Here is a 13,271-nt window from a genome sequence, read left to right on the forward strand (position 1 = left end):
AAGTACAAAACAGTAAATATAAAAACGCGGCCAGGAAAAGAAAAATAGATGAAGTTAAAACAGTTAGTAGCAGCCGGAGCCATTCTTTCCAGTGCTAGCTTTGCCAATGCTGCGGCGCAAGACAGTGAGTTCGTTGTTGAAGATATTCGTGTAGAAGGCTTGCAACGTGTTGCACTTGGTGCAGCGTTAACATACTTGCCCGTACAAGTTGGCGACGAGCTAAATACATTTAGGGTAACGCAACTTATTCGTTCGCTTTACTCATCTACTCACTTTGAGAACGTAGAAATTCTGCGTGATGGCAATACGCTAGTTGTTCGCGTAGCTGAGCGTCCGACCATCAGTAATATCATCTTTGAAGGCAATGACGACATCAAAGATGAACAGCTTCAAGAGAGCTTAGATGGCAATGGTGTAAGACTGGGTGAGCCGCTTGATAAAACCGTATTAACGTCAATCGAAAACGGCTTAAAAGATTTCTTCTACAGCATTGGTAAATACAACGCCGATGTAACGGCAATTATTACGCCATTACCACGTAACCGTGTAGACCTTAAACTTCTGTTTGAAGAAGGTGACGCGGCAGCGATTGAGCAGATCAACATTGTTGGTAATAACCTTTTCTCTGACGCTGAGCTTATGGAGGCCTTTGAGCTTCAGTACGACACGCCATGGTGGGATTTCCTTTCAGAAACCCGTTACCAGCAGCAAACATTGCAAGGTGACATGGAAACGTTACGTAATTTCTATTTAGACAGAGGTTATCTGCGCTTTAATGTTGACTCTACTCAAGTGTCAATGACACCTGAGAAGTCAGGCATTTATATTGCGATGAACGTGTCAGAAGGTGAACAGTACACTATCTCTGAAGTTGAGTTGGTGGGTGATGTTCTGGGTCACGAAGAATATATAGAACGCGTGTTGCCGCTTACGTCTGGCGAGCTTTATAACCAAGCGGAAGTGACGTACACAGAAGAGTTTATCAGTAAATATCTTGGTCGATTTGGATATGCATACCCAACGGTAACGACTGTGCCGGATATTAACGATGAAGACAAAACGGTAAAGCTTACGCTATCGGTAGACCCAGGTAAGCGTATCTATGTTAACCGTATTAAGTTTAACGGAAACGTAGTAACGGCAGATGAAGTGCTTCGTCAGAACGTAAGTCAAATGGAAGGCACATGGTTATCTAACGGTCTTCTTGAGTCTTCAAAAAACCAGTTGTCTCGTTTAACTTATATGGAAGAAGTGGAGTTTGAAACGATTCGAATTCCTGGCTCTGAAGACAAAGTTGATGTTAATTTCAGCGTAAAAGAGCAGCCATCTGGGTCGTTCAATGCTGGTATCGGCTATGGTGATAGAACGCGATTAAGCCTGCAAGCGGGTATTCAGCAAGACAACTTCCTTGGAACCGGTAAACGAGTTGGTATTAACTTGAATACAACCGCGTTCCAACAATCGATCCAGGCAACGTACAACGATCCATTCTTTACCATTGATGGCATCAGCTTGGGTGGTTCAATTGGATACAGTGAATTCGATGGTTCCGACTTTAACGTTATTCAGTACAACTCGAAGCGTTATTCTTTGGGCGCCAACATTGGTTATCCAATTAACGAATTCAACCGTATCAACTTTGGTCTAACGTACAGCGACGTAGAACTTTTCAATAGGGGGTTCTTCGAGCAAACAGAGCGTTTTTATAACCAATTCACCAATGGTGCAGATCCTGATGCAGCTATCAGCTATAGCAGTTTTCTAGCAAGCGTTAGCTGGAGTCGTTCAACGCTAAACCGCGGTTTGTTCCCAACTGCGGGTTCAACGCAGCGTGCTTCATTTAGCATCACTACACCAAACTCTGACGTTAATTACTTCAAAAGCGTATTCGACGGTAAGTGGTACTTCCCGTTAACACGTAATCAACGTTGGTCATTACTTACTCGAATTCGTTTAGGTTACGGTAACGGTTACGGTGATATTAACGGTAACGAGCAAATCCTTCCGTTCACTGAAAACTTTACTGCTGGTGGTGCAGATTCACTACGTGGCTTTGAAAACAACACGGTAGGTCCGCGAGGCGTTTCACTAGCTACAACGGGCGGTGTAACCGGCCCTGATGGCGAAGTGTTCCCTGGCGACCCTAACAACGCACTCGTATCATGGTCTCAGCGAAGCCTTGGTGGTAATGCTATGGCGCTTGGTGGGGTAGAATTAATTGTACCGACGCCATTCGTTGAAGAAGAAATGGACAACTCTGTTCGCACAAGTTTGTTTGTGGACATCGGTAACGTATGGGATACTGAGTTCGATTTCGACCGTTACAGTCAACTTGAGGTTAATCCAAATCAGCGCTTCGGCGATGAGCTGTTGGACTATTCTGATTGGAGTCTGTATCGTAGTTCCGCAGGTGTTTCTGTTCAGTGGGTTTCACCAATGGGACCTATGGTATTCAGTTTCTCTAAAATAATTACAGAGCGAGAAGGTGACGACGCACGATTCTTTACCTTCAATATCGGTCAAACTTTCTAAATATTAAAATGGGCGCAAGAAAAACGCGCCTCATAAAAAAGACGCAAAAAGGAGTTCCTTTTGAAACAGTTGGTTAAACATATCGTTGCAGGTGCAATGTTGGGTAGCGCTTTAGTAAGTACGTCTGTAATGGCGGAGCAGAAAATTGCCGTAGTCGATGTGCAAGGCATTTTTCAGGCAATGCCTCAGGCTGCTGAAATCCAAAATGCCATTCAGGCTGAATTTAAAGACCAGCTTGAAGAAGTAAATCAACTTCAGCGCGACGGTCAGTTCTATGCAGAGCGCCTTCAGCGTGATGCTGCAACAATGAGCGATGCTGAGAAAAAAGAGCTAGAGCAAAAAATTCTTACAGTTCGTGAAGAGCTTTCTAAGAAAGGCCAGCCTTTACAGCAGAACATTCAACGTCGTAGCAACGAAGAGCGTAACAAGCTTCTTGGTCTTATCAAGCAAGCTATTGATACCGTAGCAGCGAAACAAGGCTACGACGTAGTACTTAATGCAGGCGCTGTTGCTTTTGCTAAAGAAGAGCATGACCTGTCTGAGCAAGTACTAAATCAGGTTAGCAAAGCAAACTAATTTTCTACCAAGGTTGGTAGTACAAAAACTATTTTGTCAGACCAACACCCAAAAGGTGTTGGTCTGATTTGTTTTTCACGCTTAACAGCGTATGGTTGCCGCCGTTTTCAGTTTTCACGGCGAGTTTGACCATAAATCAGTTGTAGGTCATGCTTGTGTATAGGAGAAAGTTTTTGACCAATTCACTCAATACCATCGAAATTCAAGAAATTTTGGCGTTGTTACCTCATAGGTATCCATTTCTGTTGGTTGATCGTGTAACGGATTATGTGCTGGGTGAGTCTATCAAGGCATATAAAAACATTACTATTAATGAACCTTGCTTTATGGGCCACTTTCCTGAACAGCCAATCTTTCCAGGTGTGCTTATCCTAGAAGCGATGGCGCAGGCTGCGGGTGTGCTAGGTTTTAAAACCATGGGCAAAAACGATAAGCTATATTTATATGCAGGGATTGATAATGCGCGCTTCAAGCGTCCGGTTGTACCGGGTGATCGCTTAGAGTTTGACGTGGCTTTGGTGAAAGAACGCAGAGGGATTTGGAAATTTAAAGGTACTGCAAGCGTCGATGGCGACATAGCATGCAGTGCAGAATTTATGTGTGCGATGAGAGAGATAGCATAACGTGATCCATCCTTCTGCTGTAGTTTCTGAAACTGCAATCATTGGTGACAACGTCACCATAGGCCCATTTTGTGTGGTAGACGACAACGTCACCATTGGCGACGGTTGTATACTGAAATCACATGTGGTGGTGCGCGGCCCCACGCGTATTGGTAAAAATAACAAGTTTTATCAATTTTCTTCTATTGGTGAAGATTGCCAAGACAAGAAATACGCGGGCGAACCTACCGAGCTGGTTATCGGTGATGATAATGAGTTTCGTGAAGGTGTCACTGTGCATCGAGGTACTGTTCAAGACAATAGCATTACCATTATAGGCTCTAGAGGCTTATTCATGGCAAATGCACATATTGCACACGACTGTGTGTTGGGCGACGATATTATTATTGCCAACAATGTTGCGGTAGCAGGGCATGTTCACATGGACGATTTCGTTATTGTGGGCGGTGCTGTTGGCATTCATCAGTTTTGTAAAATTGGCGCGCACGCCTTCTTGGGCGCAGGCGGCATTATTCTTCGCGATGTACCACCATTCGTAATGGTAAGTGGCCAGAAAAATATTCCGCAGGGTATTAATTCGGAAGGGTTAAAGCGTCGCGGCTTTGCTAAAGATGAAGTGATGGCGATAAAACGCGCGTACAAAGCGATTTATCGTGAAGGCAATACCATTGATGAAGCGCTAGCAAAGCTTGCTGAGCCTGCAGCTCAATATCCAGGCGTTGAACGCATGGTAACCTTCTTGAAAAATGCAGAGCGAGGCATTATCCGCTAGTCATGACAAAGCCATTAAGAATCGGCATGGTTGCCGGAGAGCCCTCTGGCGATGTTCTTGCAGCCGGCATGGTGGCTGAATTAAGACGTCAATACCCTGATGCAATTATCGAGGGTATTGGTGGCCAGCATATGATTGAGCAAGGTTTTCATAGTTTATTTGATATGGAAACTTTATCGGTGATGGGATTGGTTGAAGTACTGTCTCATCTTCCCGCCATCTTAAAAGTAAAAAAGCAGCTTCTTGCACAGTTTGAGAAAAACCCCCCAGATATTTTTGTAGGTATTGATGCCCCCGACTTTAATCTGCGTGTTGAAAAGGCACTCAAGGCTAAGGGTATTAAAACGATGCATTACGTTAGTCCCACCGTTTGGGCGTGGCGTGAAAAGCGTATCCACAAAATCGCAAAAGCCGCTAATCGCGTATTAGGCCTGTTTCCTTTTGAACAGCAGGTGTACGACAAATACAATGTGCCTTACACCTTTGTGGGTCACACAATGGCTGATTCTATCGCCCTTGAACCCGACCAAAGCGCTTCACGTTTAGCCCTTGGACTTAACCAAGACAGTAGAGTATTAGCTGTGTTGCCTGGCTCTAGACGAGGCGAAGTTGATACCTTACTTCCCGTTTTTCTCGACACTATTGAGCTTATTCATAAGCAGCGGCCTGACATTCATTTTGTTATTCCTGCGGCGAACGTACATCGTCTTGAGCAAATTCAGAGTTTACTTAAAGATGCCAACAATGCAGAGCAGCGCTTGCCGATCACCGTAACTCAGGGAACAGCGCGAGATGCCATGATAGCGAGCGACGTTATCCTATTGGCGTCGGGCACCGCTACACTTGAAGCAATGCTGTGTAAAAGGCCAATGGTGGCTGCTTACAAGCTAGCGCCATTAACCTATAAAATAATGCAGCGCTTATACAAAGCGCCCTTCTTTACCTTGCCAAATTTGTTGGCAAACGAGGCGATTATTCCCGAACTACTACAAGAAGAAGTGAATGCCGATAATATGAGCAGTCAACTTCTTAACTTCTTCGAAAGTGACAATTCAGCCCTTATTTCCCGTTTCACCGACCTCCACCATACGCTAAAATGCAATGCTGATAAAACAGCTGCAAAAGCCGTCGTGGAGGAATTGTTTGCATAATTTAATTGCCGGAGTAGACGAAGTTGGGCGCGGTCCATTAGTGGGTGATGTTGTTACCGCTGCCGTAATACTTGACCCAGCCAATCCTATTGAAGGGCTTACCGACTCAAAAAAGTTGAGTGAGAAAAAGCGTACAGCCCTTGCCTCTGAAATAAAAGAAAAAGCCTTGTATTGGAATATTGGACGTGCAAGTCCCCAAGAAATTGACGAGCTTAATATTCTTCACGCAACCATGCTTGCCATGACCCGCGCAGTGGATGGTTTAGCTGTTACTCCTGACTTTGTGCGTGTAGATGGCAACCGTGTTCCACAATGGCGTTACAATGCTGAAGCCGTGGTAAAAGGCGATAGCTTACATGCGGAAATTTCTGCAGCATCTATTATTGCTAAAGTTGAGCGAGACAGTGATATGCTCACTTTGCACGAAGCCTATCCGCAGTATAACTTTGCCGGTCACAAAGGTTACCCCACAAAAGCACATTTTGAAGCCATTGCTGAATTTGGTGTGTTAGATTGCTATCGTAAGAGTTTCAAACCCGTTAAAGCGTTACTTGAAGAGAAATAACATCATGTCATCGCCATTTATTCATTTACGCGTTCATAGCGACTTCTCAATGATGGATGGGCTTAATAAAGTTAAGCCTATATTGAGCAAAGTGTCGGCCCTGGAAATGCCCGCTGTGGCAATTACTGATCAAATGAATATGTGTGGTTTGGTGAAGTTTTATTCCGAGGCGCATAACTTAGGCATTAAACCCATTATCGGTACTGATTTCTGGGTAACCAACGATATTTTTGGCGACGAACCCTTTAGGCTAACACTTCTAGCGATGAACAACGAAGGCTATAAGAACATAACCATTCTTATATCTAAAGCATACCTTCGTGGGCATTTGTCACATCGAGCTGTCATAGATCAAGAGTGGCTTGCTGAACACAGTGAAGGGGTTATTGTGCTTTCGGGTGCACAGCACGGTGATATTGGCGTGGGTCTAATGAAGAATAACGCCAAAATTCTTGAGGGTGCCTTAGCATTCTATCAAACCCATTTTCCAGACCGTTTTTATTTAGAGCTTATTCGTACCGGAAGAGCAGGTGAGGAAGATTACCTTCACTTGGCTGTAGAGCTTGCTGAAGCTCAAGGATTACCTGTAGTAGCAACCAACGAAGTCTGTTTTATTAACCAAGAAGGGTTTGATGCGCACGAAATTCGCGTATGTATTCACGATGGTTACACCCTAGATGATAGCCGTCGCCCTAAACGCTACAGCGACCAGCAATACTTGCGCACTGCTGATGAAATGATTGAGCTGTTCAGCGATATTCCAGAAGCAATAGAAAATACCGTTGAAATAGCAAAGCGCTGTAACGTTACGGTTCGATTAAATGAATACTTCCTGCCCCAGTTTCCAACCGGTGGTATGACCACGGAAGACTTCTTAGTTAAAGTGTCGGAAGAAGGCTTAGAAGAACGCCTTGAGTTCTTATTTCCCGATGAAAATACAAGAAAAAAGAAGCGACCGGAATACGATGACCGCTTACGTGTAGAGCTAGAAGTAATTAACCAAATGGGTTTCCCAGGTTACTTCCTTATCGTAATGGAATTCATTCAATGGAGTAAGGATAACGGTATTCCAGTAGGCCCTGGCCGTGGTTCTGGTGCGGGCTCGTTGGTGGCTTATGCGCTAAAAATTACCGACCTTGACCCACTAGAGTTTGACCTGCTATTCGAGCGATTCTTAAACCCCGAACGTGTATCAATGCCCGACTTCGACGTCGACTTCTGTATGGATAGACGAGACGAGGTTATCGACCACGTTGCTGAACTTTACGGTCGTCAGGCGGTATCGCAAATCATAACCTTTGGTACGATGGCAGCAAAAGCGGTTGTGCGCGATGTAGGTCGAGTATTAGGCCACCCTTACGGTTTTGTAGACAGAATTTCTAAACTTATTCCACCTGACCCAGGCATGACGCTTGAAAAAGCGTTCGCCGCAGAGCCACAGCTACCCGAAGTTTACGATAGCGATGAGGAAGTAAAAGACCTTATTGATATGGCGCGCATTCTAGAAGGGGTAACGCGAAACGCAGGTAAACACGCCGGTGGTGTTGTAATAGCGCCAACTACCATTACTGATTTCTCGCCACTTTATTGCGATGACGAAGGTAAAAACCCGGTAACGCAATTTGATAAGAACGACGTTGAAACTGCGGGCTTGGTAAAATTCGACTTCCTAGGCCTCAGAACGCTCACCATTATTCAGTGGGCTATTGATATGATCAAAGAAGGGAAGAGCGTTGATGTAGATATCAGTGCTATTCCTTTAGAAGATCCGAAAAGTTTCAGAACCTTACAAAACGCAGAAACCACCGCAGTATTCCAGCTTGAATCTCGCGGCATGAAAGAGCTTATCAAGCGCCTTAAGCCAGACTGTTTTGAAGATATTATCGCACTGGTAGCGCTATTCCGGCCTGGGCCACTGCAATCAGGCATGGTAGATAACTTTATCGACCGTAAGCACGGACGTGAAGAAATATCGTACCCAGATGCTGAATACCAGCACGAGTGTTTGCAAGAAATTCTAGAGCCTACCTACGGCATTATCTTGTATCAGGAACAGGTAATGCAGATAGCCCAAGAAATGGCGGGCTACTCGCTTGGTGGCGCTGACTTACTTCGTCGTGCAATGGGTAAGAAAAAGCCAGAAGAGATGGCTAAGCAACGTGGTACGTTCGCCGATGGTGCTAAGGGAAATAACATCGACCCAGATTTGGCGATGAAAATTTTCGACTTGGTAGAAAAGTTTGCAGGTTACGGCTTTAACAAATCTCACTCGGCTGCTTATGCATTGGTGTCTTATCAAACACTATGGCTAAAAGTACATTATCCGGCTGAGTTCATGGCGGCGGTAATGTCGGCTGATATGGACAACACCGATAAAATTGTAACCCTTGTAGATGAATGCGAACGCATGGGTATTGAAATTTTACCGCCAGACTTAAATGCGGGTAAGTACAAGTTCACGGTAGATAGCGAAGGGCGCATTGTTTACGGTATCGGTGCCATTAAAGGTGTGGGTGAAGGTCCAATTGAAGCCATAATTGAAGCGCGAGAAACGCAAGGTGCGTTTAAAGACCTTTTCGATTTTTGTGCAAAAATAGACATTAAGCGCGTTAATAAACGGGTATTGGAAAAGCTAGTGCTCGCCGGCGCGATGGACAACTTAGGCCCGCACCGTGCCACGCTAATGGCGAGCCTTCCTGAAGCGCTTGCTGCAGCAGGTCAACACGCGAAGGCTGAATCGTTTGGTCAGTCTGATATGTTTGGACTATTAACCACCGAGCCCGAAGATGTGAAACAAGCGTTTGCGGATGTACCTGAGTGGCCAGAAAAAGTATGGTTAGAGGGTGAAAAAGACACGCTGGGCTTATATTTAACCGGCCACCCAATAAACCAGTATGCCGATGAGCTTCGCTACTATACAGATGGTCGCTTAGTAGATTTGAAGCCTACTAATAAAGATCAAATGGCAAGCGCGGTGGGTTTAGTACTTGGCGTCCGCGTAATGACAAACAAGCGTGGCCGTCGCTGGGCCATAGTGACACTGGATGATAAGAGTGCAAGAATAGACGTACGTTTCTTCCCCGATATGTACGAACAGTTCGAAAGTGTGCTAGAAAACGACAGAATTTTGCTTATAAAGGGACAGGTCAGCTTTGATGATTTCTCTGGGGGCAATACAATCACCGCCCGTGATGTAATGGACATTGTTCAGGCACGAGAGAAAAACGCGAGAGCGCTGGCGCTAAACATAGATACCCAGTTGCTTGAACCAAAGAAAATGAGTCAGATGCAATCTATCCTGCAGGCATTTAATGGTGGAAGTTGCCCTGTTCAGCTGGCTGTGACACATCCCGATGCAGAAGTTACACTCGCATGCGGAGCAAAATGGTATGTTACACCGGAAGATCAGCTCTTACACGACCTCAAACAGTGTTTGGGAGAAAAAGCCGTTTCTATACTCTACCATTAGCGGTCAGAGTTCGATAGATTGGACATCTCGCGTTTGCATAGACGAGCGTAGTACGAATAGGACATGAAATGAGTATACAGTTTTTGGACTTTGAGCAGCCAATAGCCGAATTAGAAGCAAAAATTGAAGAGCTAAGGTTGGTGAATCAAGGTGGCGAATTTGATGTAGGTATTGAAGAAGAGATCAATAAGCTTCGTGGTAAAAGTGCCGAACTTACCAAGAAGATCTTTTCTGACCTTGGCGCATGGCAAGTATCACAGCTGGCCCGCCATCCAATGAGGCCTTATACGCTTGATTACATTCCGCGTATTTTTACCGAGTTCGATGAGCTAGCCGGCGATCGCGCTTTTGCAGATGACAAGGCTATTGTGGGTGGCCCAGCAATGCTAGATGACCAACCGGTAATGGTTATTGGTCATCAGAAAGGCCGTGATACCCATGAAAAGATTAAGCGTAACTTTGGTATGCCGAAGCCTGAGGGCTATCGTAAGGCACTGCGCCTTATGAAAATGGCTGAACGCTTTAATATGCCTATTATTACGTTTATCGACACGCCGGGAGCATACCCAGGTGTTGGTGCTGAAGAGCGTGGTCAAAGTGAAGCGATTGCAAAAAACCTATTTGAAATGGCTGAGCTTAATGTACCTATCATTTGTACGGTAATTGGTGAAGGTGGTTCGGGCGGCGCACTAGCTATCGGTGTAGGCGACCGTGTGAATATGCTTCAGTATTCTACATACTCTGTAATTTCACCTGAAGGCTGTGCCTCTATTTTGTGGAAAAGCGCTGAAAAAGCGCCACTTGCTGCCGAGGCAATGGGTGTCAGTGCACCGCAAATTAAAGAACTGGGTCTAATTAACAATATCGTTGAAGAGCCGTTAGGTGGCGCCCATAGAGACCACAACTCAATGGCGGCTAACTTAAAAGCCGTGATTAAGCAGCAGCTTAACCAGCTAAAAGAGTTAGATAAAACCAAATTGATGGATGAGCGTTATTCACGCTTAATGTCGTTTGGTTATTGCTAAACATCTCAAGCTCAATAAGTAATAAAGGTATTGCCGGTAAGTGAACTTTGATCTGTGAAAAGTGAATTAGAAAACGCGCATGAGCATACCGTAAATGCACAGCATGTTGCTACACACATAGCTAAACATGTAGCGAAGCGTATAACCCATACACTTACCGAATTTAACCTTGCTATCGATACACCGCTCGTTGTCGCATTCAGCGGCGGTGTAGACTCTTCAGTACTCTTTCATGCCGCTGTTAGCTTACGAGACCAAGAAGGTGGAGAGCTACATGCCGTTCATGTTCACCACGGGTTAAGCGATAACGCAGACGCATGGGCACGCCACTGTGAATTGCAGTGTCGTTTGAGCGACGTTAATTTTCATCTTGCTACTGTTGAAGTGGCGCAGGAAAATCGAACAAGTCTTGAAGCTCAGGCGCGCAAAGCCCGATATGAAGCGCTGCTTCGCGTTTGTAAAGAAGTTAACGGTGTATTGCTGCTTGGGCACCATGCCGAAGATCAGCTTGAAACCGTATTGCTTCAATTAAAACGCGGTGCTGGACCTCAAGGCCTTGCTGCAATGGGCGAAGCGACTTATCGCGATGGTGTACTTGTTCTGCGCCCTATGCTGTCGTTAGAAAAGCAAGCTATTGTGCAATATGCCAAGCAAGAAAGTATCGCTTGGGTGGAAGATGAGTCCAACGCACAAAATAGCTTTGACAGAAATTTTTTGCGTAACGACATTATCCCTCAGCTTGTGGCACGCTGGCCAAAGCTTGCAAAAACGGTAAGTCGAAGCGCCGAATTATGCGCTCAGCAGTCCGTGTTATTAAATGATACTGCACAGCAGCACTTGCAGCGTTGTATGGTATCTGAAAACCAATTAAACGGTGACGCATTGGCATCGTTGTCTGTACCATGGCAAGCCAATGTATTAAGAGCGTGGTTTACCAATCATGCTGAATTACCGCCTAGTAAAGCGCAAGTTGACGAAGTAATTAAAATGCTTTCAGCGAAACAAGACGCTACGCCAGAAGTGCTTTTCAAATGGGGAAAGGTGGCACGTTTCCAACACGATTTATATTGGGTTGAAAAACAGCAGGTCTTGCCGGAAAAATATCTGATCATTGAAAACGGAAAGCCCGTGCAGCTGCCTTGGTTGGGTATAACACTGGTTGTTGATGTGGAAAAATCTAGCGATACTGTGATGAATGCGCCAACGAAGGACAGTGTCACGCCCACACCTGCAAATATGCCTACTTCTACAACTACACCGAGTATTCGTCTGGAAACAAACAAACGCGCTTTGAAAGTAAAACCCGAAGCTGCCAGCGTGACGAAAAGTTTGAAAGACTGGTTTAAGGTGTGGCGAGTACCTTTGTGGGAGCGCGATGGCGTGCCAGTAATTTATATTAATGATAAGCCTGTGGCACTAATACTTAATAAAACAGTCGAATGGTTAGAGCCCCGACAAGCGGGGATAAGTATTAAGTTAACAGGTGACTTGCTTATAAATACTTAAAAACGTGTTGAAAACATCACAAGCGTTTTTCAGTTAATAGCAAAAAGCGGCAATTCACTGCCGCTTTTTTGTGCTTTTATTGTTGCCACTTTCTGTGACCCCGTTCTATTGCTCATTACGCAGCTTGATAAGTATTTTTACCTGCATTCTTCGCGCTATAAAGCGCGCTGTCAGCGCGGTCGAAAAGTGTGCTTGTAGTATCGCTATCTCGATAAATTGCGCCTCCTAAGCTACAAGATACGCCCATCCTCGCTAAATAGCTTGAGCCGTTTATCTTTGCCTGAATACGTTCAGCGGCACAAGCAAGTTGTTGCTGGTTTTGGCAGTCAAGCAAACAGCAAAACTCGTCGCCACCGAATCTAAATGGCTCGTCCTCATCACGAAGCACATTTATAAGGAGGGAAGCGACATGAGCAAGTACTTTATCGCCCTCGCGATGACCAAAGTTATCATTCACGTACTTAAAGTTATCTAAATCGATTACGAGCAATGCGAACGTTTCGCCATGTCTTTGCGCCCACGCCTGCTGTCTAATCATTGATTGTTCGAAGCCACCGCGGTTGCTTAATCCAGTCAGTGCATCCTTTGTTGCCATCTGCTTTAAGCGCAGGTGCTCTATGGCATGTTTTACCTGTTTTCCAAATAAATCATGAAGTTGGAATAATGTTTCTCGTTGCGACAATGACAAGGGTGAACTAATGTAATAGTAGGCTTGAGCTTGTTCGCCAGATATTGAAGACACGTTTTTAAGCGGTAAATCAATTAACGTTGAAGATATCTTTGCGTGACCGAACACCCAGCGCGCATCAAAGTCTGAAAGGCTTAGGCCTACAACAGGTAAAAGTGTATTTAGCTGTTGATAATACAGAGCACCTAGCTCTTGTAACTCAAGCGTAGAGAGAAGTTGCGTTATAAAACCGCTAAGTTCGCTAACCGATAGCGCGTTTCCGGTACTCTCAGCTGGATAAAAGTTGTTATGTTGTGTGCTATCGTAGATAGGCGTTGATAAATCCACGGTAATACCTCTATGCAAATGTGCTTCGATATGCAAA

General features: G+C 45.0%; 10 protein-coding genes. 9 read left to right on the top strand and 1 reads right to left on the bottom strand.

Annotated elements, in window-relative coordinates; all coding sequences use genetic code 11:
- Positions 1-48: 48 nt before the first annotated feature.
- The 9 genes from bamA to tilS all read left to right on the top strand — a co-directional run bounded on the left by bamA (position 49) and on the right by tilS (position 12,219).
- Entirely contained in the window at positions 49-2,532 is a 2,484-nt protein-coding gene (gene bamA, locus ACGHAV_RS08290) for an outer membrane protein assembly factor BamA (RefSeq protein ID WP_334012688.1), read from the top strand.
- 60 nt (positions 2,533-2,592) lie between these two features.
- On the top strand, positions 2,593-3,108 hold the full coding sequence (locus ACGHAV_RS08295) for an OmpH family outer membrane protein (RefSeq protein WP_334012689.1): 516 nt from the start codon (positions 2,593-2,595) through the stop codon (positions 3,106-3,108).
- A gap of 173 nt (positions 3,109-3,281) precedes the next feature.
- The gene (gene fabZ, locus ACGHAV_RS08300; RefSeq protein ID WP_334012690.1) at positions 3,282-3,731 is read left to right on the top strand and encodes a 3-hydroxyacyl-ACP dehydratase FabZ; all 450 of its coding nucleotides are present in this window, start codon (positions 3,282-3,284) and stop codon (positions 3,729-3,731) included.
- Position 3,732: 1 nt separating this feature from the next.
- Positions 3,733-4,503 carry an acyl-ACP--UDP-N-acetylglucosamine O-acyltransferase gene (gene lpxA / locus ACGHAV_RS08305; RefSeq protein WP_334012691.1) on the top strand — a complete coding sequence of 257 codons (771 nt, stop codon included), beginning with the start codon at positions 3,733-3,735 and terminating at the stop codon, positions 4,501-4,503.
- Between the two features lie 2 nt (positions 4,504-4,505).
- Positions 4,506-5,654, top strand: coding sequence for a lipid-A-disaccharide synthase (gene lpxB / locus ACGHAV_RS08310; RefSeq protein ID WP_390378991.1), 1,149 nt, complete (start codon positions 4,506-4,508; stop codon positions 5,652-5,654).
- Positions 5,647-6,219, top strand: a complete 573-nt coding sequence (gene rnhB / locus ACGHAV_RS08315; RefSeq protein WP_390378994.1) for a ribonuclease HII — start codon at positions 5,647-5,649, stop codon at positions 6,217-6,219. Before lpxB ends, rnhB begins: the two co-directional genes overlap by 8 nt.
- Before the next feature lie 4 nt (positions 6,220-6,223).
- On the top strand, positions 6,224-9,688 hold the full coding sequence (gene dnaE / locus ACGHAV_RS08320) for a DNA polymerase III subunit alpha (RefSeq protein WP_390378997.1): 3,465 nt from the start codon (positions 6,224-6,226) through the stop codon (positions 9,686-9,688).
- Between the two features lie 68 nt (positions 9,689-9,756).
- On the top strand, positions 9,757-10,713 hold the full coding sequence (gene accA / locus ACGHAV_RS08325; protein WP_334012697.1) for an acetyl-CoA carboxylase carboxyl transferase subunit alpha: 957 nt from the start codon (positions 9,757-9,759) through the stop codon (positions 10,711-10,713).
- Positions 10,714-10,767: 54 nt separating this feature from the next.
- Positions 10,768-12,219, top strand: coding sequence for a tRNA lysidine(34) synthetase TilS (gene tilS, locus ACGHAV_RS08330; RefSeq protein WP_390379000.1), 1,452 nt, complete (start codon positions 10,768-10,770; stop codon positions 12,217-12,219).
- A 115-nt stretch (positions 12,220-12,334) separates the two neighbouring features.
- Here tilS and ACGHAV_RS08335 read toward each other — a convergent pair whose 3' ends face one another.
- Positions 12,335-13,234, bottom strand: a complete 900-nt coding sequence (locus ACGHAV_RS08335) for a GGDEF domain-containing protein (RefSeq protein ID WP_390379003.1) — start codon at positions 13,232-13,234, stop codon at positions 12,335-12,337.
- Positions 13,235-13,271: the final 37 nt, after the last annotated feature.

This window comes from Alteromonas sp. MTD1 (assembly GCF_042848195.1).
Taxonomy (GTDB): domain Bacteria; phylum Pseudomonadota; class Gammaproteobacteria; order Enterobacterales; family Alteromonadaceae; genus Alteromonas.